The sequence below is a fragment of the Arthrobacter sp. RIT-PI-e genome (genome assembly GCF_001187915.1).
Classification (GTDB): domain Bacteria; phylum Actinomycetota; class Actinomycetes; order Actinomycetales; family Micrococcaceae; genus Arthrobacter_D.
Genome location: NZ_LGIU01000064.1, coordinates 74,851 through 97,314 on the forward strand (window position 1 = coordinate 74,851; position 22,464 = coordinate 97,314).

Annotated in this window: 21 protein-coding genes, 1 pseudogene and 1 riboswitch; of the genes and pseudogenes, 10 read left to right on the forward strand and 12 right to left on the reverse strand. The window is 70.9% G+C overall.

The features are described from left to right. Position 1: 1 nt before the first annotated feature. The 5 genes from ruvB to pdxT all read right to left on the reverse strand — a co-directional run bounded on the left by ruvB (position 2) and on the right by pdxT (position 4,007). Entirely contained in the window at positions 2-1,075 is a 1,074-nt protein-coding gene (gene ruvB / locus AC792_RS09430) for a Holliday junction branch migration DNA helicase RuvB (RefSeq protein ID WP_049830314.1), read from the reverse strand. Positions 1,076-1,101: 26 nt separating this feature from the next. Beyond that, complete coding sequence (ruvA, locus tag AC792_RS09435; protein WP_049830274.1) at positions 1,102-1,731, reverse strand: Holliday junction branch migration protein RuvA; 630 nt, start codon at positions 1,729-1,731, stop codon at positions 1,102-1,104. A gap of 96 nt (positions 1,732-1,827) precedes the next feature. Further along, positions 1,828-2,394 (reverse strand): crossover junction endodeoxyribonuclease RuvC, encoded by a 567-nt coding sequence (gene ruvC / locus AC792_RS09440; protein ID WP_049830275.1) that lies wholly within the window; start codon positions 2,392-2,394, stop codon positions 1,828-1,830. A 36-nt stretch (positions 2,395-2,430) separates the two neighbouring features. Continuing rightward, positions 2,431-3,186, reverse strand: a complete 756-nt coding sequence (locus AC792_RS09445) for a YebC/PmpR family DNA-binding transcriptional regulator (protein WP_049830276.1) — start codon at positions 3,184-3,186, stop codon at positions 2,431-2,433. A gap of 2 nt (positions 3,187-3,188) precedes the next feature. Next, entirely contained in the window at positions 3,189-4,007 is an 819-nt protein-coding gene (gene pdxT / locus AC792_RS09450) for a pyridoxal 5'-phosphate synthase glutaminase subunit PdxT (RefSeq protein ID WP_082177619.1), read from the reverse strand. A gap of 101 nt (positions 4,008-4,108) precedes the next feature. Between pdxT and AC792_RS09455 the strand changes: the two genes are divergently transcribed. The 3 genes from AC792_RS09455 to AC792_RS09465 all read left to right on the forward strand — a co-directional run bounded on the left by AC792_RS09455 (position 4,109) and on the right by AC792_RS09465 (position 6,661). Further along, the gene (locus AC792_RS09455; protein WP_049830277.1) at positions 4,109-5,380 is read left to right on the forward strand and encodes a Mur ligase family protein; all 1,272 of its coding nucleotides are present in this window, start codon (positions 4,109-4,111) and stop codon (positions 5,378-5,380) included. Further along, the gene (locus AC792_RS09460) at positions 5,377-6,147 is read left to right on the forward strand and encodes a type 1 glutamine amidotransferase (RefSeq protein ID WP_049830278.1); all 771 of its coding nucleotides are present in this window, start codon (positions 5,377-5,379) and stop codon (positions 6,145-6,147) included. The genes AC792_RS09455 and AC792_RS09460 overlap by 4 nt, the downstream gene beginning before the upstream one ends. Positions 6,148-6,301: 154 nt before the next feature. After that, positions 6,302-6,661, forward strand: a complete 360-nt coding sequence (locus AC792_RS09465) for a VOC family protein (protein WP_049830279.1) — start codon at positions 6,302-6,304, stop codon at positions 6,659-6,661. Between the two features lie 93 nt (positions 6,662-6,754). Here the strand turns inward: AC792_RS09465 and AC792_RS09470 are convergent, their stop codons facing one another. Next, positions 6,755-8,338: an alpha/beta hydrolase domain-containing protein gene (locus AC792_RS09470; RefSeq protein ID WP_049830280.1), complete on the reverse strand. Its 1,584-nt coding sequence runs from the start codon at positions 8,336-8,338 to the stop codon at positions 6,755-6,757. 201 nt (positions 8,339-8,539) lie between these two features. On the opposite strand from AC792_RS09470, the gene AC792_RS09475 reads away from it, so the two are divergent. Beyond that, on the forward strand, positions 8,540-10,756 hold the full coding sequence (locus tag AC792_RS09475) for a M3 family metallopeptidase (protein WP_152916121.1): 2,217 nt from the start codon (positions 8,540-8,542) through the stop codon (positions 10,754-10,756). On the opposite strand, the pseudogene pdxS reads toward AC792_RS09475, so the two are convergent. Together pdxS and AC792_RS09485 are read right to left on the reverse strand one after the other, a co-directional pair. Continuing rightward, positions 10,704-11,551, reverse strand: a pseudogene (gene pdxS, locus AC792_RS09480) (pyridoxal 5'-phosphate synthase lyase subunit PdxS). The gene AC792_RS09475 and the pseudogene pdxS overlap by 53 nt on opposite strands. 154 nt (positions 11,552-11,705) lie before the next feature. After that, positions 11,706-12,815 carry a spore photoproduct lyase family protein gene (locus AC792_RS09485; RefSeq protein WP_049830281.1) on the reverse strand — a complete coding sequence of 370 codons (1,110 nt, stop codon included), beginning with the start codon at positions 12,813-12,815 and terminating at the stop codon, positions 11,706-11,708. A gap of 139 nt (positions 12,816-12,954) precedes the next feature. After that, positions 12,955-13,067, forward strand: a riboswitch (SAM riboswitch). 37 nt (positions 13,068-13,104) lie between these two features. On the opposite strand from AC792_RS09485, the gene AC792_RS09490 reads away from it, so the two are divergent. From AC792_RS09490 to AC792_RS09500, 3 genes are all read left to right on the forward strand, one after another. Then, on the forward strand, positions 13,105-14,385 hold the full coding sequence (locus AC792_RS09490; protein WP_049830282.1) for an acyl-CoA dehydrogenase family protein: 1,281 nt from the start codon (positions 13,105-13,107) through the stop codon (positions 14,383-14,385). An 80-nt stretch (positions 14,386-14,465) separates the two neighbouring features. Then, the gene (locus AC792_RS09495; protein WP_049830283.1) at positions 14,466-14,909 is read left to right on the forward strand and encodes a DUF7793 family protein; all 444 of its coding nucleotides are present in this window, start codon (positions 14,466-14,468) and stop codon (positions 14,907-14,909) included. A gap of 164 nt (positions 14,910-15,073) precedes the next feature. Then, on the forward strand, positions 15,074-15,877 hold the full coding sequence (locus tag AC792_RS09500; RefSeq protein ID WP_049830284.1) for a sigma-70 family RNA polymerase sigma factor: 804 nt from the start codon (positions 15,074-15,076) through the stop codon (positions 15,875-15,877). 120 nt (positions 15,878-15,997) lie between these two features. On the opposite strand, the gene pgsA is transcribed toward AC792_RS09500, so the two are convergent. Genes pgsA through thrS form a run of 3 tightly spaced genes read right to left on the reverse strand, consistent with a single transcriptional unit; the run spans position 15,998 to position 19,262 of the window. Continuing rightward, on the reverse strand, positions 15,998-16,618 hold the full coding sequence (pgsA, locus tag AC792_RS09505; protein ID WP_049830285.1) for a phosphatidylinositol phosphate synthase: 621 nt from the start codon (positions 16,616-16,618) through the stop codon (positions 15,998-16,000). Further along, a complete protein-coding gene (locus AC792_RS09510; RefSeq protein ID WP_082177620.1) occupies positions 16,618-17,268 on the reverse strand; it encodes an HIT family protein in 651 nt (216 codons plus the stop codon). Before AC792_RS09510 ends, pgsA begins: the two co-directional genes overlap by 1 nt. After that, a complete protein-coding gene (thrS, locus tag AC792_RS09515) occupies positions 17,268-19,262 on the reverse strand; it encodes a threonine--tRNA ligase (protein WP_442853612.1) in 1,995 nt (664 codons plus the stop codon). The genes AC792_RS09510 and thrS overlap by 1 nt, the downstream gene beginning before the upstream one ends. A gap of 278 nt (positions 19,263-19,540) precedes the next feature. Here thrS and AC792_RS09520 point away from each other — a divergent pair, with 278 nt between their 5' ends. From AC792_RS09520 to AC792_RS09530, 3 genes are all read left to right on the forward strand, one after another. Next, complete coding sequence (locus AC792_RS09520) at positions 19,541-19,798, forward strand: mycoredoxin (RefSeq protein WP_049830287.1); 258 nt, start codon at positions 19,541-19,543, stop codon at positions 19,796-19,798. Between the two features lie 97 nt (positions 19,799-19,895). Continuing rightward, entirely contained in the window at positions 19,896-20,981 is a 1,086-nt protein-coding gene (locus AC792_RS09525; protein ID WP_049830288.1) for an S-(hydroxymethyl)mycothiol dehydrogenase, read from the forward strand. Beyond that, on the forward strand, positions 20,981-21,610 hold the full coding sequence (locus AC792_RS09530) for an MBL fold metallo-hydrolase (protein ID WP_049830289.1): 630 nt from the start codon (positions 20,981-20,983) through the stop codon (positions 21,608-21,610). The genes AC792_RS09525 and AC792_RS09530 overlap by 1 nt, the downstream gene beginning before the upstream one ends. Positions 21,611-21,697: 87 nt before the next feature. On the opposite strand, the gene AC792_RS09535 is transcribed toward AC792_RS09530, so the two are convergent. After that, positions 21,698-22,414 carry a lipoate--protein ligase family protein gene (locus AC792_RS09535; RefSeq protein ID WP_049830290.1) on the reverse strand — a complete coding sequence of 239 codons (717 nt, stop codon included), beginning with the start codon at positions 22,412-22,414 and terminating at the stop codon, positions 21,698-21,700. Positions 22,415-22,464: the final 50 nt, after the last annotated feature.

The window sequence follows — 22,464 nt, forward strand, 5'->3', positions numbered from 1 at the left end:
GCTAGGGCCAGGTCGGGGGAGGTCCGTCGGCGTCCGGGAGGTCCTCGGGCACCACGGAGAACAGGTCCTCCGGCATGTTCGCGGCGATGCTCTGCGGGATCTCCAGGCCGAGGTGCCGCCACGCGGCGGCGGTGGCGATGCGGCCGCGCGGCGTCCGCCCGAGCATGCCCTCGCGCACCAGGTAGGGCTCGGCCACCGTCTCCACGGTCTCGGGCTCCTCACCCACCGCGATCGCGAGCGTGGACAGTCCCACCGGCCCCCCGTTGAACTTGGTGATCAGTGCGGTGAGCACGGCGCGGTCCAGCCGGTCCAGGCCCCGGGCATCCACCTCGTACATGTCCAGTGCGGCGCCGGCGCTCCGGGCGTCGATGAGATCGGTCCCGTGCACCAGCGCCCAGTCACGGACGCGGCGCAGCAGCCGGTTGGCGATGCGCGGGGTACCCCGGGAGCGGCCGGCGATCTCCGCGAAGGCGGCGGAGTTGACCTTCATGTCCATGAGCATCGCGGATCGGCGCAGCACCAGTTCCAGTTCCTCCGTGGAGTAGAACTCGAGGTGGCCGGTGAAGCCGAAGCGGTCACGGAGCGGGCCCGGCAGCAACCCCGCACGCGTGGTGGCACCCACGAGGGTGAAGGGCGGCAGCTCGAGCGGGATGGCCGTGGCACCGGCACCCTTGCCCACGATGATGTCCACCCGGAAGTCCTCCATGGCCATGTAGAGCATCTCCTCCGCCGGCCGGGACATGCGGTGGATCTCGTCGAGGAACAGCACCTCGCCGTCCGTGAGGGAGGAGAGGATCGCGGCGAGGTCGCCCGCGTGCTGGATGGCGGGGCCGGAGGTGATGCGCAGGGGCGCGTTCATCTCGGCGGCGATGATCATGGCCAGCGTGGTCTTGCCGAGACCGGGCGGGCCGGAGAGCAGCACGTGGTCCGCGCTCCGCCCGCGGAGCCTGGACGCCTCCAGCACCAGGGAGAGCTGCCCCCGCACACGCTTCTGCCCCACGAAGTCGTCGAGGTTCTTGGGCCGCAGCGCCGCCTCGACGGCGCGGTCCTCGGGATCCGCCGCGGGCGCCACCAGGGGGGCGTCGTCGGTGCCGCCCGCGGTCACGAGCCCACCCTGGTGCGGGCCGAGGTGCGCGCACCGTCCTGGCCGAGCCGGCGGAGCGTGAGTTTGAGGATCTGGCCCACGTCGCCCGTCGCGGCGATCTCGGGCGCCTCGGCGACGGCGGCGTCGACGGCGGCGCCGGCGTCCTTCTCGGACCAGCCGAGGCCCATCATCGCGGTGAGCACCTGCCCCTGCCAGGTCTTCGCCGGGACGCCCGGTGCGGCCTCCGGCGGCACGAGCTTCCCGGCGAGTTCGAGCACGATGCGGCGGGCGCCCTTGGGGCCGATGCCCGGCACCTTGCTGAAGGCCTTGTCGTCCCCCGCGGAGGCCGCGACCCGGATGGCGTCCGGTGCGTGGACGGCGAGGACGGCGAGCGCCAGCCGCGGGCCCACGCCGCTGACGGCCAGGAGGGTCTCGAAGACCTCGCGCTGGTCGGCGTCCTCGAAGCCGAAGAGGGTCATGGAGTCCTCGCGGATGATCATCGCGGTGGCGATGCTCGCGTCCGCACCGACGCGGAGTCCGGCGAGGGTCTGCGGCGTGGCCTGCACCAGCATGCCGAAACCGTTGACGTCGAGGACGGCGGAGTGCAGGCCCACGTGGGTCACTGTCCCGCGCAGGGAACTGATCATGAGGAACTCCAGGGTGCTGTGGGGGTACGGCGGACGGCGACCGGTCGTCCGAACATACGTTCTATTGTGCAACGGTACAGGAGAGCCGCCGGTGGGTCAGCGGCGCCGGGCGCGGGCCTCGGCGTCGGCCCAGATCCGCTGGGCGGGGGTGAGCGAGGACGTCCCGGTGGGGGCACCGGATGCCGCTCCCCTGCGCCAGGCGTGCGTGATGGCCAGCGCCAGCGCGTCCGCCGCGTCGGCGGGCCGGGGCGCGGTGTCGAGGCGGAGGATCTTGGTCACCATCGTGGTCACCGCGGCCTTGCCCGCCTGCCCGTTCCCGGTGACCGCCGCCTTCACCTCCGTGGGGGTGTGCAGGGCCACGGGGATGCCCCGCCGGGCCGCGGCGACGATCACCACGCCGGAGGCCTGCGCCGTCCCCATGACGGTGCTGACGTTGAGCTGGCTGAAGACGCGTTCCACGGCGAGCACCTGCGGCTGGTGGAGATCCAGCCAGGTGTCCACGGCCTCGGAGATCACCAGCAGCCGCTCGTCCAGGCTCCTGCCCGCCTCGGTGCCCACCACGCCCACGGCCACCAGGGTGGAGCGCCGGTTCGGTTCGACGTCCACCACCGCGAGGCCGCAGCGGGTGAGACCGGGGTCCACCCCCATCACGCGGTAGGTCACGGCACGCGCCGCCCGGGGATGCTCACGGGCCCGATGTCAGTCGTCCTCGAGCTCCGCCAGCACGTCCTCGGACAGGGTGGCGTTCGAGTACACGTTCTGGACGTCGTCGAGGTCCTCGAGGGCGTCCACGAGCTTCAGGAACGTGCGTCCGCCGTCGGCGTCGAGGTCCACCTGCATGGAGGGGACGAACTCCACCTCGTCGGTGTCGTAGCCGATGCCGCTCTCGTCGAGGGCCGCCACCACCGCGCGGAGGTCCTGCGGTTCGGAGATGATCTCGAAGGTGTCGGAGGACTCCTTGACCTCGTCCGCACCGGCGTCGAGCACCGACATCAGGAGCTCGTCCTCGGTGAGGTCGTTCTTCGGCAGCGTGACCACGCCCTTGCGCGCGAAGAGGTAGGCCACGGACCCGGGGTCGGCGACGGTGCCGCCGTTGCGGCTGATGCCCAGACGCACCTCGGAGGCCGCACGGTTCTTGTTGTCCGTGAGGCACTCGATGAGCAGCGCCGAGCCCTGGGGTCCGCGCGCCTCGTACATGATGGTCTGGTAGTCCACCGCCTCGCCCAGCAGTCCTGCACCGCGCTTCACCGCGCGGTTGATGTTGTCGATGGGCACGGAGGTCTTCTTGGCCTTGGACACCGCCAGCTCGAGTCCGGGGTTACCGGCGACGTCGGCGCCGCCGGCCCGCGCGGCCACCTCGATGTTCTTGATCAGCTTCGCGAACGACTTCGCCCGCTTGGCGTCGATCGCGGCCTTCTTGTGCTTGGTTGTTGCCCATTTGGAGTGGCCCGACATGCTTACGCTTCCCCTCTGATCATCCGGATGAAAAGTTCGTGGACCCGCCTCTCCCCCGTGACCTCCGGGTGGAAGCTCGTGGCCAGCAGGTTCCCCGAACGCACAGCGACAATTCTAGCGACCGCCGCCACGTCCCGTCCCGCACCCTGTGCAGGGTCTCCGCCGGGACCGTGCACCGGGCCTGCCGCGGGGCCCGGGGCCGGCGTCCTCCCGGCCGATACCTCGGCGAGCACCTCGACGCCCTCGCCCACCTGCTCCACCCCGGGTGCGCGGATGAAGACGGCGTGCACCGGGTCCGCGGCCCCGGCGTCGCCCGTGGCGGCCAGGCCCGCGAAGGCGAGGTCCGTCTCGAAGGATTCCCGCTGGCGGCCGAAGGCGTTGCGCCGCACCACGATGTCGAGGCCACCGAGGGTTCGCTGCGGATCCCCCGATCCGTCGGTCGCGGGGTCGGCCACCACGTCGGCGAGGAGGATCATGCCCGCCCAGGAGCCGTAGACCGGCAGGCCGCCCGCGATCCGCTCCCGCAGCGGCTCCGCCAGACCGAAGGCGCGCGTGAGCTTGTCCATGACGGTGGACTCCCCGCCCGGGATGATCAGGCCGTCGATGCCCGCGAGCTCCGCGGGGCGGCGCACCGGGACGGCACGGCCGCCGAGGGCGGTGACGGTGGCCACGTGCTCCCGCACGTCCCCCTGGACCGCGAGGACACCCACGACGACGCCGCGGCCCCGGGTCCCGGCGCTGGGCGCCGGACCCGCCGCAGGAACGGCCGCCGGAGCGCCGTCGGAGGTGGGCAGGGGTGCCGAGAAGGACGGTGAGGTCATCCGACGATTCTAGATCGACCCCCGAGCACCTGTCGGGGCGCTCGGGCGTCCGACGCCCCGGGGATCCAGGGAAGGGCCCGCGGCGGCGATAGTCTGGGGGGATGAATCCCCTTCCAGTCCTCGTGGGCAAGGCCGTACGCATCGCCTCCCGCCTGCGCGGCGGCGGCTCCGCCCTTCCCGGCCTCGTGGTGGAACGCCTCGATCCCGGTTTCATGGGGCGGGCGCTCGCGGCGGTCCCCCACGGCGTGGTGGTGGTGAGCGGCACCAACGGCAAGACCACCACCACGAAGATGGTGGTGGAACTCCTCGAGGGTCAGGGCCTGACGGTCTTCACGAACCGCACGGGCAGCAACTTCACGCGCGGTGTCGCCGCGGCCCTGCTCGGGGAGGTGGACTGGCGGGGGCGCCTGAAGGCGGACGTGGCCGTCCTGGAACTCGACGAGGCCCACGCCGTGCACTTCGTGAAGCTCGTCCCCCCGCGGTACTCCCTGCTCCTGAACGTGCTCCGCGACCAGCTGGACCGCTTCGGGGAGATCGACGCCACCACACGGCTCCTGGAGCGCATCGCCCTGGCCACCACGGGCACCGTGGTGCTGAACCGGGAGGACCCCCGGGTCGCCGGGATCGCCTCCTCGGTCACCGAGGCCGATGTCCGCTACTTCGGCCTCGACGCGACCCTGCGGAGCACCTTCCCCAACGACGACGAGCTGCGCGGCGCCGAGGGAACCGCGCCGGCGTCGGCCCTGCCCGCGGACGTGGTGCTCCGGTCCGTGGACGGGAACTCGGCGGAGTTCGAGGTGGACGGCGCCACCACGCGCACGGACCTGCGCCTGCGCGGCGTGTACAACATCTTCAACGCCGCCGCGGCGCTCGCCGCCGCCCGGGCGGTCCTCGGGGTCTCCGCCGACCGGGACGCGCTGTTCTCCTCGCTCGCCGCCGTCGAGCCCGCCTTCGGCCGCGGTGAGAGCCTCGTGGTGGACGGCCGGCCCCTCGAGCTCGTGCTCGTGAAGAACCCGAGCGGCTTCCGGCTGGGGCTGAAGTCCTTCGACCCCGCCGGCTGCGCCACCATGATCGCGATCAACGACAACTACGCCGACGGGCGCGACATGTCCTGGCTGTGGGACGTGGACTTCGACTCCCTCGGGCTCGACGGCGTGGACGTGGTCAGCGGCGTCCGCGCGTACGACATGGCGCTGCGCCTACGGTACGACGACGTCCGGGTGGGAGCGGTGGACCCCGACATCACGGCCGCGCTCCGGCAGTTCGTCGCAGGCTCGGCGGACCGGCCCAAACGCATCTTCTGCACCTACACCGCCATGCTCGCGGTCCGCCGCGAGCTCTCCAAGATCACGAAAGTGGAGGTGGTCTCATGACCGACGCACCGTCCGCCGCCGACCTCACCGCCGCCCCCGCGGACTCGTCGAAGGGAACGCTCCGCATCCTGCAGCTGTACCCGCGGGAGATGAACATCTACGGCGACTACGGCAACGTCCTCGTGCTCAAGCAGCGCCTCGCCTGGCGCGGCTACGGCGCGGAGATCCTCGAGTACGACGCCGGGGACGCGTTCCCGGACGACGTCGACGTCGTCGTGGGCGGTGGCGGACAGGACAGCGGCCAGGTGGTCATCCAGGACGACCTCCAGGCGATCGCGCCCCGCCTGCGGGAGCTCGCCGAGGACGGCACCCCGATGCTCCTGATCTGCGGGCTCTACCAGCTCTTCGGGAGGTCCTTCCGCACGCACGACGGCACCGTGATCCCCGGCATCGGCGTGCTGGACCTCGAGACCCGCGGCGGGACCGAGCGATTGATCGGCAACGTGGTGGCCACCAGCGAGGAGTTCGGCGAGATCCACGGGTACGAGAACCACAGCGGCCAGACCTTCCTCGGGGCCGGGCTGGAGCCGCTCGCCACCGTCACCAAGGGTGCCGGCAACAACTCCGAGGAGAAGCACGAGGGCGCCCGGTACAAGAACATCGTGGCCAGCTATCTCCACGGCTCCCTGCTGCCGAAGAACCCCGCGATCGCCGATTTCCTGCTGCGCACCGCGGCGGAGCGGAAGTTCGGATCGTTCGCCGCCGCCGGGGTGGACGGCTCCCGGGCGGACCCCGCCCGCCAGCACGCGGGAGCCCGCCCCCGCTGATCCGAGCGGGTACCGCAGACAGCATCGCGGACCACCGGTCAAGGGGGTACCCGTACGGCTCCGGCGGCAGGACCGGCGGGTAGCGTTCGACGTGGCGGACCCGCTGACGGGTCCGCACCACCTCAGACCCGTTCGGGTCCGGACAAGGAGCGTCATGGCCAAGGGAGTAGCAGCAGTCTGGGTACCGGTCGAGGACATGGACCGGGCCGTCAAGTTCTACCGGGACACCCTCGGGCTCGAGCTGACCATGCAGGATCCCGACTGGAGCGAGATCGACGCCGGTGGCCTCACGATCGGCCTCAACGCCCGCGAGAGCACCTCCGGCGGCGCGGACGGCGGCGCCGTCATCAGCTTCCAGCCGGACGGTTCCATCGAGGACGAGCTCGAGCGGGTCTCCTCGCGGGGCGCCTCGATCGAGGGTGAGATCAGCGACCACCCGTGGGGGCGGATCCTGCCCTTCAAGGACACCGAGGGCAACGACCTCCAGTTCTACACACCGCCGTCGGGCGACTGAGCCCCGAGCAGCGGTAGCTGACACGGGACCCCCGGCGTTCCCGCCGGGGGTCCCGTTCGCTGTACCAGGGGACCTGCGCCTGCGCCTGCGTCGTCAGGAGGGGATCCTGCTCTTCGCGGCCTCCCGTCGGAGCGCCTGGGCGTCGTAGTCCGTCAGGAAACCCTGGCGTTCGAGGGCACGCGTGCTCTCCTTCACCGCGCGCACGTAATCGGCGCGGTTCCGGTAGAGGCCGTCCAGCGTCTGCTGCGCCAGAGGCACCTCGTACCCGGCGATGAAGCAGAACGACGCCCCGGTCGCGTTGCCGTACCAGGTACTGGTGGGCGCGTCGAGGTAGGGCGAACGCAGGCCGCCCTGCACATTGCCGACCTCGTCCAGCACCGGTACGCCGTCGCGGACGAGGATCGGTTCCGCCCGCGGAGGCGCGATGTCGTCACGCACCCAGCGGTCCAGGTTCCTCAGCGCCGCGTCGAAGAAGATGGAACTGGGGAAACGGCTCCGCGGGCCCTCGTTGCACGAGGCCGGCGGGACGTCCCGCCCTGCCGCGAGGATGTCCGCCGACCGCGCCGAGAACGTGAGCTCGTCCGGGGTGGCGTGCCCGGCACCGGCCATCTCGTAGTGGCGGTACCGGTCCCCAGGCTCGTCGCTGTCCGCCCGGCGGGAGCCGATGCCGCGCAGGTAGTCGGACTGCGACATCATCCGCATGACCGGCACACCGACGTCCTGGAACTGCCTGCGCTCGTCGTCCACGGGTGGGGCCGCCTCGCACTGGTTCATCGGGTAGGCGCCTGCGAAGGCGCCTCCGGCGACGGCCACGAGGTACGCGTCGTAGATCGGCGCGCCGTCGGACTCCACCACACGCGGGTGCACCCCGTTGATGTAGTTGACCAGGAAGCCGCCGGTCTGCGAGTAGCCGAAGCCGTAGGCGTGCTCCACCCGCGTGGTGGGCGCGCCGTACCGCAGCGGGTTGGTGGCGGCGTCGCTGCGGAGCCAGGCCCCCACCTGCGAGTAGATGTCCCAGACGAGCCCGTTCTCGGTGGTCCGTGAGGAATCGGCCGCCACGGTGGAGCAGTTGGCGGGGTCCTCGAGCGGCAGCGGGTTGGCGAAGGACAGCGAGGCGTACCGCTGGGGGTCGAAGGTCTTCAGGGCCTCCACGGCCACGGGCTTGGCGGTGATCCCCACCCAGGCGTCCCCGTTGGCGATGATCTGCTCCTGCGCGAGGGCCCAGCCGATGTTGAGGTCGAACAGGTTGCTGGGGTTCAGCATCTCCACCACCACGTTGCCGCTGAACCGGTGGTCACGCGCCGGCCGGCGCACCAGCACCCGGGTGGTGTACGGGGCGTCCGCGGTACGCACCTCGGCGGGGCCGGCGTCGGGCCAGGTGTAGACGTTCGAGGTACCACTGACCAGGTACTCCTCCTCCACGTAACGGCTCTTCGCCAGATCCTGCGGGACCTCCTGGTAGCCGGCGGCACCGAAGGGGTGCGAGTCGGGGGTGACCGCCAGGGGTCCCCGGACCTCCGGGACCGGGGTGCGACCGGGGTCGACGGTCGGGGAGGGTGTCGGGGCCGCGGGCGGAACGGGGTCGGCCGCGACGGCGGCCGGCACGGTGGATGCGCTGAGACCCGTGACCACGAGGGCCACGGTCAGCAGGAGGGACGTCCGGGAACTGCGTCTCATCGTTACTCCTTCTCGGGACCGGGCAACACTGCCCGGTCGGCTCCGCGGCGCACCGGCGTCGGTGCCGCGCGTCCCTGCCGGCCCGGCGCCCCTGCCCGGGACGCCGGCCCCCAGGCGGCGAAGCACCTCGAGACTAGGTACCGGGCCCGCGAGGGTCAAGGGTGCTGCACAAGCGGGGAGGAACGTGCAAAAGTGGTTTCCATGAGCAACCCTTTCCTCACGCCCAGCACGCTCGACCACCAGTTGCCGCCGTTCGCCGAGATCCGCGACGAGCACTACCTGCCCGCGTTCGACGCCGGCTTCGCCGAGCACCTCGCGGAGATCGACGCCATCACCTCCTCGCAGGAGACGCCGACGTTCGAGAACACCGTGGTCGCCCTGGAACGCGCGGGGAGAACGCTCGGGCGCGTGTCCGGCGTCTTCTTCAGCAACTCGGTCAGCCATGCGACGGCGGCCGTCCAGGAGATCGAGCAGCAGATCTCACCCCGCATCGCGGAGCACGAGGACAACATCATGCTGGACCGCGCCCTGTTCGAGCGGCTCCGCCAGGTGCCGCTCGACGGGCTCGACGACGAATCCACCCGCCTGGTCCAGGAGTACCTGAAGAGCTTCGTGCGGGCGGGTGCCGAGCTGGACGACGACGCGCAGGCCACGCTCCGCCGGCTCAACGCCGAACTCTCCACCCTCAGCACCGAGTTCTCGCAGAGGCTCCTGAAGGACACGAACGACTCCGCGCTGCTCCTCGACGCGGCCGAGGAGCTCGACGGCCTCTCCGCGGACGCCGTCTCCGCCGCCGCGAACGCAGCCGCGGACGCAGGGCACGAGGGCAAGTACCTGCTCACCCTGATCCTCCCCACCACGCAACCGGCCCTCGAATCACTCACGGACCGGGACGTCCGCCGTCGGCTCCACGAGGCGTCCGTGACCCGCGGCGCACGCGGGAACGACGCCGACACGCTCGCCACCGCCACGCGCATGGCCGCGCTCCGGGCCGAGCGCGCCGCCCTGCTCGGGTTCGACACCCATGCGGCCGCGGCGACGGACAACCAGACCGCACCCTCCCTCGAGGCGATCCTGGACCGGATGCGCGAACTGGCCGCACCCGCGGTGCGCAACGCACGCGCGGAGGCCGCGGAGCTGGAGGCCGAGGCGGGCCACCCGATCGAGCCCTGGGACTGGGAGTACTACGCGGCGCGGGTGCGGAAGGCGAAGTTCGACGTCGACCTGGATGCCCTGCGCCCCTACTTCGAGCTCGAGCGCGTGCTCCAGGACGGCGTGTTCCATGCCGCCACCCGCCTGTACGGGCTGACGTTCACCGAGCGCCCCGACCTCGTGGGCTATCACCCGGACGTCCGCGTGTGGGAGGTGTTCGACGAGGACGGCTCGGCCCTCGGACTGTTCCTCGGGGATTACTACACGCGCGACACCAAGAGCGGTGGCGCCTGGATGAACTCCTTCGTGCACCAGTCCGCACTCGAGGGCACGCGCGCCGTGGTGGTCAACAACCTGAACATCTCCAGGCCCGCGGCGGGTGAACCCACACTGCTCTCCTACGACCAGGTGGTCACCCTGTTCCACGAGTTCGGCCACGCGCTCCACGGATTGTTCTCCGACGTCACCTACCCGAAGTTCTCCGGCACCGCCGTACCCCGTGACTTCGTGGAGTACCCGTCCCAGGTCAACGAGATGTGGATCCTCTGGCCGGAGATCGTGGCGAACTACGCCCGTCACCACGAGACCGGCAAGGCGCTCCCGCAGGAGGTGATCGACCGCATCCACGCCGCCGGCACCTGGGGCGAGGGCTTCGAGACCACCGCCTACCTCGGCGCCGCACTCCTCGACCTCGCGTGGCACTCGTTGCCCGCGGGCCGGGAGATCGCGGACCCGCTGGCGTTCGAGGCCACGGCGCTCGCCGAGGCCGGCGTCGACTTCGCACCGGTACCACCGCGGTACCGCACCTCCTACTTCAAGCACATCTTCGCGGGCGGGTACGCGGCGTCCTACTACGCGTACATCTGGAGCGAGCTGCTCGACGCCGACACGGTGGAGTGGTTCAGGTCCTCCGGCGGGCCCACCCGGGAGAACGGCGAGCACTTCCGGCGCGAGCTGCCCTCGCGGGGCAACAGTATCGATCCGCCGCAGGCGGTCCGGAACTCCCGCGGGCGCGAAGCCGAGCTCCGGCCCCTGCGGGCGTCGCGGGCTCGCCCGAGGTGTCCCCGAACCGCCGAGGACGCCTCGGCGCCGCAGCGCAGGAACGGGCGGACCCACCGCGGGGATGCCCGGACACAGGACAGGACCGCAGCCCGGGCTGCGGTCCTGTCCTGTGTTGTCCTGCCCTGTGTCTGCGTCCGGCGTACCGGGCCTGCTACCAGCCGCGCTCGGCGAGCCGGTGCGGCTCCGGGATCTCGTCCACGTTGATGCCCACCATGGCCTCCCCGAGGCCCCGGGACACCTTGGCGATCACGTCCGGGTCGTCGTGGAACGTGGTGGCCTGCACGATCGCGTTGGCGCGCTCCGCCGGGTTGCCGGACTTGAAGATGCCGGAGCCCACGAACACGCCGTCGGCGCCGAGCTGCATCATCATCGCCGCATCCGCCGGGGTGGCGATCCCGCCGGCGGTGAACAGCACCCCGGGCAGCTTGCCCGCGGAGGCCACCCCCGCACCAGGGCGTACGGGGCCTGGAGCTCCTTCGCCGCGACGTAGAGCTCGTCCTCGGCCATGGAGGACAGGCGGTTGATCTCCGAGCGGATCCTGCGCATGTGCATGGTCGCGTTCGAGACGTCACCGGTCCCGGCCTCACCCTTGGAGCGGATCATCGCCGCACCCTCGTTGATGCGACGCAGCGCCTCCCCCAGGTTGGTGGCACCGCACACGAAGGGCACGGTGTACTTCCACTTGTCGATGTGGTTCGTGTAGTCGGCGGGGGTGAGCACCTCGGACTCGTCGATGTAGTCGACGCCGAGGGACTGCAGCACCTGCGCCTCCACGAAGTGACCGATGCGTGCCTTGGCCATGACGGGGATGGAGACGGTCTCGATGATGCTGTCGATCATGTCGGGGTCGCTCATCCGTGACACGCCGCCCTGCGCCCGGATGTCCGCGGGCACCCGTTCCAGTGCCATGACGGCCACGGCACCGGCGTCCTCGGCGATGCGGGCCTGCTCGGCGGTGACGACGTCCATGATCACGCCGCCCTTGAGCATCTCGGCCATCCCGCGCTTGACCCGGTCACCGCCGGTCCGTGCTGCGGCTGTCGGGTTTCCTTCAGTGGACACGTTTGCCCCTCAGAGCTAGTTGGGAGTTGGAATCTCATGATACGGCTCCACCCCCGAGGACACGGCGTCGGGTACGGGAGCCCGAGACCGGTCAGGTCCAGTAGAGGAGCCGTGCTTCGGGCAGCCGCCGCTCGAGCCCGTCGACGAACCACTGCCGCATCTCGGCCATGGTCTGCTTCGGGTACACGTACTTCACACCACCGAACTTGGAGCGTTTCCGGCTCCGCGCGTCCTCGTCCATCTCGAGCTTGGTGTTCGGGTACCAGCCGAGCAGCACCTCCTTGCTCGCGGGCGTGAAACGGTGCGTGATGATTTCCGCCGTGAGATCGAGGTCCTCGATGCCGGCGATCGCCTGCGCGACGTCGTCGAGCAGTGCGCCGTACTGCTCGCGCCAGCCGGGCACCGGCATGATCGGGGCGATCGTCAGCCCCACCCGGTACCCGGCCGTCGCCACGGCCCGGAGTGCTGCCAGCCGGGCGGGCATGCGCGCGGTACCGCCCTCGAACCGGTTGGCCACGTCCGCGGCGTTCACCGAGAACCGGATCCGGGTACGGCGCCCGTGGTCGAGGGTCACCAGCTCACGGACGTCGTCGAACTTGGTGGTGAAGCGCAGCTGGACGTCGCTGCCGAACCCACCGGCACCCACCCGCGAGATCGCCGCGGCGAGCGAACCGGTGACGCTCTCGATGCCGAGCGGGTCAGTGTAGCAGGAGAGCTCGAAGGTGGTCCCCTCGTGCCCGCGCTCGATGGTGCCGCTGGTCACGGCACCGCGGCCGGCGTGCGTGGTGATGCCGCCGAGCACGTCGTCGATGTTGGCGTACACGCGGGTCACCGGTGGCCCCTGCAGCGATCCCGCGAGGTAGCAGTACTGGCAGTGCGCGGGGCACCCCTTGGCCAGGTCGATCCGCCAGTCCGCGCTCGGCGGGATGGGCTGCGGCTTGAGGGCGCTCGGTGGGGCCACGACCACGCCCAGGGTGTTCTTCGCCGACGCGTACGTCTCCCGCTCGCTGTTCCCCCGTAGCCCCGTCAGGGCGTTGCCGGGCAGGAACCGGATGTCCGTGACCCCGGCCTGCTCGCACCGCCGGACGATCTCGGCGGTGTGCGGCAGCTCGGCCGCGGCGCGGGTGATCAGCACGTGCTTGGGCACCCACAGGCGTGTTGGCGCGAGGGTGGTCAGGTCGAGTTCCCGGGCTGTGGTCATCGATGTGTACAACACCCGTGGGAGCCGGGATGTTCCGTGGATCCCGCACCCCGGGCGTGCTCCCCGGGCCGTCACGGAGCGTCATCTTCCCCCGGTGCGCTGGTCGTGGGAACAGTGCTCGTCTAGCCTCGGGAGCACAGATCAAGAGTTCCGATGCGAAGCCCTGGCTCGTCGGGCGGCAACCCTCTCCCGTGGCGGGGTGCCCCAGGTGACGATCCGGCCCGCGCATCGAGCGCAGGGCAAGCACGGCGTCGGCCCCCGGGCCGCGCCTCTCCGGAAGGACCTCCGCATGCCCGTACCAGCATCCCTCCAGCGACCCGCTGTGGCCGTCACCGGCGCCGGCGCCGACTACGACCTGCTCGCCGTCCGCTTCCGGCCCCTCTTCGCGCGGATCGCCGAGGGCGCATCGCGCCGGGAGCAGGAGCACGAACTGCCCCGCGCGGAGATCCGGGAGCTGATCGACGCCGGCTTCGGCGCCCTGCGGGTACCGGTGGCCGACGGCGGCTCCGGGGCCTCGCTGCCCCAGCTGTTCCGGCTCCTCACCGAACTGGCCGCAGCGGATCCGAACCTCCCGCAGGCACTGCGCGCGCACTTCGCCTTCGTGGAGGACCGCCTGGTCTCCACCGGTCCGCAGCGCTCGAGGTGGCGCGCCCGGTTCGTGGACGGCGAGATCGTCGGCAGCTCGTGGACCGAGGTGGGCGCCGTGCCCCTCGGGGACGTGGGTACCAAGGTGACACGCCACGCAGGTGGTACCGACACCGGGTTCTCGATCACGGGCACGAAGTACTACTCCACGGGCAGCATCTTCGCCGACTGGATCGACACCTTCGCCCAGCGCACCGACAACGGCGTGAAGGTGATCGCCGTCGTGAACGCCCACCAGCCCGGGGTGACCCACCGGGACGACTGGGACGGGTTCGGTCAGCGCACCACCGGATCGGGGACCTCCACCTTCGAGCAGGCGCACGTGGACCCGGAGAACGTCATCGACTTCGACACACGCTTCAAGTACCAGACCGCGTTCTACCAGGCGGTGCTCCTCGCGGTCCTGGCCGGGAGCATCACCGCCGCCGAGCGTGAGGTGGCGCAGGAGGTCAGGAACCGCACACGGATCTTCAGCCACGGCAACGCGTCCTCCTTCGCGGCCGACCCGCAGATCCTGCAGGTGATCGGGCAGGTCTCCGCCGCCGCCTACGCCGCGGACGCGACGGTGGAACGCGCCGCGCGTGCCCTGCAGCTCGCCCACGAGGGCGCGTTCCTCGGGGACGACGACGAGGACGAGCGCCGCAACGACGCCGCGGAACTGGAGACGGCGAAGGCCCAGGTGATCCTCAGCTCGCTCGCCACGCACGCCGTGTCCGACGTCTTCGACGCGCTCGCCGCCTCCGGGGTGGGCCGGTCGAAGAACTTCGACCGGCACTGGCGGAACGCCCGGACCGCCGCGAACCACAACCCCTGGGTGTTCAAGGCGAGGATCGTCGGGGACCACAGCGTCAACGGGACACCTCCGCCCCGGGTCTGGTCCATCGGTGCCGCACCCGTGGGGAACACGCCACCACCGCGCCTATGATGGTGAGCCCGGTACGCGGCTGGTCTCGAACGTCAGGAGTCGGTGCCGGGGTACCGCCGTCGGACCAGCCGGAAGACTCCATGACAGATCCCGAGACCGCCACGACCTTCCAGCTGGAGCGCCTGGACCGGTGCGCCGTGCTGCTGCGCCCCGGGCGGGACGCCCGGATCACCGAGGCGGACGCGGTGGAGATCCTGCAGCGGAGCTTCGCCCTCACGGGTCGGCGCCAGTACGTGCTCCACTTCGACCTCCGGCGGGTCTCCCGGATCTCCGCCGGAGCGCGCCGCACCTTCGCCTCGGCACGGGACGTCCTGGCCTGCGCCCTGGTCGGCGCGCGGCCCATGGACCGGATGCTTGCGGTGCCCTACGAGCAGGCCGCCTACCCCTCGCAGTACTTCACCGACCCACGGGCGGCGCTGGAGTGGTTGGCGATGATGCACGACGTGCTCTGCGCCGACCCGGTGGAGCACACCATGAGCCTCACCGTGGACGTGGACCCCTTCGATCGGCGCCGTATTTCCTGACGTTAGCGGACGAAGCTCAGCCTTTGAGCAGGATTGGCCCAGCCGGGCGTTCGCCCGAAAATCCCGCTGATAGCTTCATCGGGACAGAGGCCGCCCAGGGCGCATCCTGACAGAGGATGCAGCGCTCGGCAGCACAGGTATCGAGGCAGCTGGGGAGCTCGCTCATGACATCTCGGGAACGCGAACAACTGATCCTCGACAACCTGCCGCTGGTGGGTTTCCTGGTCTCCAACCTGTGCGCCCGCGCCACCCACCTCTCCCGGGAGGATCTGGCCTCGGTCGGGGCGATAGCCCTGATCACCTCCGCCGACTCGTTCGACCCCACGCTGGGCGTACCCTTCGGCGCGTACGCACGGCGCAGGATCACCGGTGCGTTCGCGGACGAGCTCCGCTCCAACGACTGGGCACCGCGCTCGGTCCGACGCCGCATCGGCGAGACCGCAGTTGCGCAGGAGGCCCTCGCCGCCTCCCTCGGCCGGACCCCCACCACCGACGAGCTGGCCATGACACTCGGTGTGACCCGCCAGGAGGTCCGCACCACCCTCGACGATTCCGCGCGCACCGTCCAGGCCCTCGACGAGACGGTCCTCGAGATCGTCCCCTCGCTCGACCAGCTCCCCGAGGCGTCCATCCTCGCCGACGAGCAGGTCCACCACGTCCGGGCCGCGGTGACGCATCTCCCCGCCCGGATGCGCCACGTCATCGAGCGGATCTTCTTCGACGGGCAGTCCGTCACCCAGGTCGCCGACGAGCTCGGCACCACCCACTCCGCGGTGTCACAGCAGAAGTCCGAGGCGCTCAGGCTCCTGCAGGACGGCCTGTCGACGCACTACGCCGACACCACGGAGTCCTCCTGCATCCCGGTGTCCCGGATCTCCCCGAAGCGCCGCGCGGAGTACCTCTCGGCACTCGGCACGGCGCTCGCCCCGGTCCGCAGCGGCGTCGTGGGCCTGGCCTCCGCCTGCTGAGCGGGCACTGGGCGGCCCGATCACCAGCGTCGGACACCCACCTGCAGAACCGACAGGATCCGGGCCACCGGCCCGGGTCCTGTCGTGCTCCTGCTCCTGCTCCTGCTCCTGCTCCTGCTCCTAGGACGGTCGATCGGATTCGAGGGACTGCAGCCGCACCGTCCGCAGGCGCTGGTACACCGTGACCGCGCTCGCGGCGGCCAGGGCCACGAGGACGGCGAGGAGGAACCCCTCGGGCAGCCCCAGGCCGGTGAGCCCCGTGACCACCAGCACGGACACGAGCCGCTCGGCGCGTTCGGCGATACCCACGTTGGCCGTGAAGCCGAGCGACTCGGCCTTCGCACGTGCGTAGGAGACCAGCATCCCCAGCACCAGGCAGACCAGGGCCGCGACGGCGACGGCCGGGTTGTTCCCCCCCAGGAAGAACCAGACGGCGATGCCGGAGAACACGGCTCCGTCCGCGATGCGGTCGAGCGTGGAGTCCAGGAAGCTCCCCCAGGACCCGCTGCGACCTTCCAGGCGCGCCATGATGCCGTCGAGCAGGTCCGAGAAGACGAACAGGGTGATGAACAGGGTGCCCCAGAACAGCTGACCCAGCGGATAGAACACCAGCGCACCGGCGGCGACGCCCACGGTTCCCACGATCGTCACGGTATCGGGGGTGATCCCCCGGTCCAGCAGGAGACGGGCCGGCGGGGTGAGGAGTCGGGTGAAGAAAGCACGTGCGTACCGGTTGAGCATCAGAGACCCGTCGCCTCGTCGGCGACACCGGGGGCCGGCCAGGCCGCAGCCACCTGTGCACGGACCTCGCCGAGCGTCTGCGTGATGGCCTTGGTCTGCGCGATGACGGGCAGGAAGTTCCCGTCACCGCCCCAGCGCGGCACCACGTGCTGGTGGAGGTGCGCCGCGATGCCCGCCCCGCCCGTGACCCCCTGGTTCATGCCGAGGTTGAAACCGGAGGGGTTCGAGACCCGCCGGAGCACCCGCATGGCGGTCTGGGTGAGGGCGGCGATCTCCGCGGTCTCCGCGGCGTCCACGTCCGTGTAGTCGGGGACGTGCCGGTACGGGCACACCAGCAGGTGCCCGGCGTTGTACGGGAAGAGGTTCAGCAGCACGAACGCGTGGGTGCCGCGGTGGACGATCAGGGATTCCTCGTCGCTCTGTCCCGGAGCACGGCAGAACGGGCACGTCTGCTCGGAGGTGACCTGGTCCTGCCCGCCCTTGATGTAGGCCAGGCGGTGGGGGGTCCACAGCCGCTGGAAGGCATCGGGCACCCCCGCCAGGTCGAACTCGTCCGTCACCTCCTCGTCCCCCGGGTACCCCTGGGAACCGTCCGGATCCTCGCCGGGCAGGGCTCCGACCGTGCCTCCCGCGTCTCCCCCGCGCCCCATCAGATCGTGGCCTCCCGGCTGCGGACCGCCTCCACGATCCTGCGCACGGCGTCCTCCACCGGCACCTGGTTCTCCTGGCTGCCGTCACGGAAGCGGAAGGAGACGGCGCCGGCCTCCTGGTCCTCACCACCGGCGATCAGCACGAACGGCACCTTCTCCTTGCTCGCTGTCCTGATCTTCTTCGGGAAGCGGTCGGAGCCGGCATCCATGTGCGCGCGGATCCCCTCGGCCTTCAGCCGGTCGACGACGTCGAACAGGTACTCGTTGAACGCCTCGGCCACCGGGATCGCGAGGACCTGCACCGGCGCCAGCCACGCCGGGAAGGCGCCGGCGTAGTGCTCGGTCAGCACCCCCATGAAGCGCTCGATCGAGCCGAACAGTGCGCGGTGAATCATGACGGGCCGCTGGCGCGAGCCGTCGGCGGCCTGGTACTCGAGCTCGAAGCGCTCCGGCAGGTTGAAGTCCAGCTGGATGGTGGACATCTGCCAGGTGCGGCCGATCGCGTCGCGGGCCTGGACCGAGATCTTCGGGCCGTAGAACGCGGCTCCCCCGGGATCGGGCACGAGCTCGAGACCCGAGGACTCCGCGACCTCGGCGAGCGTGCGCGTGGCCTCGTCCCAGATCTCGTCCGAGCCCACCGACTTCTCCGGGTTGCGGGTGGAGAGCTCCAGGTAGAAGTCCTCGAGGCCGTAGTCCTTGAGGAGCCCCAGCACGAAGTTCAGGGTCCCGGTGAGCTCGTCCTTCATCTGCTCGCGGGTGCAGTAGATGTGGGCGTCGTCCTGGGTCATGCCGCGCACGCGCGTGAGCCCGTGGACCACCCCGGACTTCTCGTACCGGTACACGGAGCCGAACTCGAACAGGCGCAGCGGCAGCTCACGGTAGGAGCGTCCGCGGGAGCGGAAGATCAGGTTGTGCATGGGGCAGTTCATGGGCTTGAGGTAGTAGTCCTGCCCGGGCTTGCGCACCGAACCGTCCTCGTTGAGTTCCTCGTCCACGTGCATGGCGGGGAACATGCCGTCCCGGTACCAGTCCAGGTGCCCGGAGACCTCGTAGAGATGGCCCTTGGTGATGTGCGGGGTGTACACGAACTCGTACCCGGCGTCGGTGTGGCGCTTCCGGGAGTAGTCCTCCATCTCCTTGCGGATGATCCCGCCCCTGGGGTGGAACACCGGCAGCCCCGAACCGAGCTCGTCCGGGAAGGAGAAGAGGTCCAGCTCCGTGCCGAGGCGGCGGTGGTCGCGGCGCTCGGCCTCCGCGATGCGCTCCTGGTAGGCCTTGAGGGCGTCCTTGGTGGGCCACGCCGTGCCGTAGATGCGCTGGAGCTGCTTGTTCTTCTCGCTGCCCCGCCAGTAGGCGGCCGCGGAGCGGGTGAGCGCGTAGGCGTTGGAGATGAGCTTCGTGTTCGGCAGGTGCGGGCCCCGGCAGAGGTCCTGCCACACGACGTCACCGGACTTCCGGTCCACGTTGTCGTAGACGGTCAGCTCGCCGGCACCCACCTCCACGGACGCGCCGTCGTCGTCCGTGGCCCCGCCCTTGAGGCCGATCAGCTCGAGCTTGTACGGCTCGTCCTTCATGGCCTGGCGGGCCTCGTCCTCGGACACCACCCGGCGCACGAAGCGCTGGTTGGCGTTGACGATCCTCAGCATCATCTTCTCGAGCTGCTTCAGCTCATCCGGGGTGAAGGGCTCCTCGACGTCGAAGTCGAAGTAGAAACCGTCCGTGATGTAGGGGCCGATGCCGAGCTTCGCCCCGGGCCGCAGCTGCTGCACGGCCTGGGCCATGACGTGCGCGGCGGAGTGCCGGAGCACCTCGAGCCCGGCCGGGTCCTCCAGTGTCACGCCCTCCACCGCCGCACCGTCGCGGAGCACTGTGTCGAGGTCGCGCAGCTCGCCGTCCACGCGCATGACGACGACGTCGCGCCGGTCGGCGAAGAGCTCGGTGCCGGTGGTACCCGTGGTCGCCTGGTGCTCCTCGCCGTCGACGGTGACTTTCATGGGCTCTGGCGCTGACACGGATGGTCTCCTCGGTGCTGGGTCGGTGCCCCGGAACGGGCGTGACGGATCTCCTGGATGGACCGGAGCCGCCGTCCTGATCGTATCGGCTGGCCCCTGGGCCCACCAACAGCCCCGCCGTCGCCGTGGACCCCGGATGCCGGCGCGTCCGGGAGGAATGGCGGGGCGCCCCCCCGCGGTGACACCGGCCGCGGGCCGATCAGCCGCCCGCACATCGACGATCGCGTACGGGGAGCCGTGCGCCCATCCCGAGGAGCACCGTGGACTACACGCCAGAAGCCGGATCCATCACCATGTTCTCCACCTCCTGGTGCGGGTACTGCCGTCGCCTCAAGTCCCAGCTCGACGCCCAGGGCATCGGCTACACGGAGATCAACATCGAGGAGGTCGAGGGCACGGCGGAACTCGTCGCCTCGCTCAACGGCGGCAACCAGACCGTACCCACCGTGATCTTCCCCGACGGCACGTCCGCCACCAATCCGTCCGCCGCCGAGGTCAGGAGCCGCGTGGCCGCGTGAGCCGACCGCCTCGGCGGACCGGCGGCACCGCCCATATGCTGTCAGAGGTGGGTCCGTTCCCTGGTCCCGCCGACCCCAGCGGAAGGACGGCAGAATCATGGTGCACAAAGTTCAGGGAGTCGTGGTGCGGTCGAAGGACGCCCCGTCCAGCATCGAGACCATCCTCGTCCCGGACCCGGGTCCGGGCGAGGCGCTCGTGGACATCATCACGTGCGGGGTGTGCCACACGGATCTGCACTACAAGCAGGGTGGTATCACGGACGATTTCCCCTTCCTGCTCGGCCACGAGGCCACCGGCACGGTGAGTGCGGTGGGCGCCGGTGTCACCGAGGTGGCCCCGGGCGACCGCGTGGTGCTGAACTGGCGAGCAGTGTGCGGCGAGTGCCGCGCCTGCCGCAGGGGTGAGGCGCAGTACTGCTTCAACACCCACAACGCCACGCAGAAGATGACGCTGGAGGACGGCACCGAGCTCACCCCCGCGCTGGGGATCGGCGCATTCGCCGAGAAGACCCTCGTGGCCGCCGGTCAGTGCACCAAGGTGGACCCCGAGGCGGACGCCGCGGCCGTGGGTCTGCTCGGCTGCGGCGTGATGGCCGGCATCGGTGCAGCCCTGAACACCGGCAACGTCGGCTACGGCGACTCCGTGGCCGTGATCGGCTGCGGCGGGGTGGGCATTGCCGCCGTGGCGGGAGCCCGGCTGGCCGGAGCCACCACGATCATCGCGGTGGACATCGACGACCGGAAGCTCGAGCTCGCCCGCGGCCTCGGCGCCACGCACGTCCTCAACTCCACGGAGGCCGATCCGGTGGAGGGCATCCGGAACCTCACCGACGGCAACGGCGCGGACGTGGTGATCGACGCCGTCGGCCGCCCCGAGACCTATACGCAGGCGTTCTATGCACGCGACCTCGCCGGGACGGTGGTGCTCGTGGGCGTACCCACACCGGGCATGACCATCGAGCTGCCGCTGGACGACGTCTTCGGGCGCGGCGGTGCACTGAAGTCCTCCTGGTACGGGGACTGCCTACCCAGCCGGGACTTCCCCATGCTGGTGAACCACTACCTCCAGGGCAACCTGGACCTCGACGCCTTCGTCACCGAGCGCACCACGCTCGACAAGGTGGACGAGGCGTTCGAGAAGATGCACGGCGGCGCGGTGCTGCGCTCGGTGGTGGAGCTCTGATGCCGGCACGCGTGGAGCACCTCGTCACCTCTGGTACCTTCTCGCTCGACGGCGGCACGTGGGACGTGGACAACAACGTCTGGATCGTGGGCGACGACGAGGAGTGCGTGATCATCGACGCACCCCACGACGCCGGCGCGATCGTGGAGCAGGTCAAGGGCCGCACCGTGCGCGCGATCCTGCTGACCCACGCCCACGACGACCACATCCGCGTGGTCCGGGATCTGCAGGAGAGCGTGCAGGCGCCCGTCCACCTGCACGAGGCGGACCGGGAGCTGTGGGACCTGGTGTTCCCGGACACGGCCCCCGACCGCACCATCGCGGACGGCGACGTGATCGACGTCGCCGGGGCACGCCTGACGGCGCTGCACACCCCCGGGCACTCCCCCGGCTCGGTCTGCTACCACCTGGAGGAGGCGGGCACCGTCTTCACCGGCGACACCCTCTTCCAGGGCGGACCCGGTGCCACCGGGCGCTCCTACAGCGACTTCCCCACGATCGTCGAGTCCATCCGCACCCGGTTGCTCACCCTGCCGCCGGAGACGGTAGCGCGCACCGGTCATGGGGACAGCACCACCATCGGTGACGAGGCCCCGCCCCTCGAGGAGTGGATCGCCCGCGGGCCCTGACCCCCGGCCCGGCCGCACGCCCCGCCCCGCCGTGCGCCGGCAGTCCTCCTCGCCCCGCTGTTCCACGAGCAGCGGGGCGAGGTGCGTTCAGACCAGCCGCACCGCGTCCGCGTACGCGGCGAGCAGCGCCCCCTGCACGTCGTCGACGGTGAGGCCGGGTGCCAGGTCCTCGGCCGACCCCGCCGTCGCCGGCCGCCACGCGAGGCCCAGCGCCGCGTAGACCTCCGTCAGCACCGCCCGCAAGGGCGGGGAACCCTCGACCACCAGCACCGACGAGAACAGCCACGCACCGGAGACCACCCGCTGCGCCGTACCCACCAGCTTCACCGCGGGCAGGCCGCCGACCCGCCCGTGCACCGTGAACTCCCCCGGGCAGTACTCACCCGGGACCTCCCCCACGGCGGCATCGAGACCGAGCCCGGTCAGGACGTCCGCGAAGAACGCGCCGAACGCGGCGAACCGCGCCCGCGTGCCCATGACGGCGTCGGAGGCCGGTTCGAGGTGGTCCACCACCAGGCACCCCGGATGGTAGGCGGCGGCACGCCCGCCGGCCCTGCGGACCAGCGGGGCGAAACCCCGTGCCGACGCCGCCCGCCCGGCAGCACCGAATCCCGCCAGCCGGGCATCACGCTGGCCGAAGGCGACGGTGGGGCTCGGACGGTACAGGCGGAGCGTCGCCGGCCGGTCCCCGGCGGCCACCTCGTGGAGGAGGGAGATCCCGCGGCCGAGCTCCGTCGCGGCGTCGGAGGACAATGGATCCAGTACCAGCGCCAGCTCCGCCGCGCCGCCCCAGGGAGTGCTCATCGACCCATCGTAGGCAGTGCCCGGGGAGGGCCTGGACCCGGGGCCCCCGG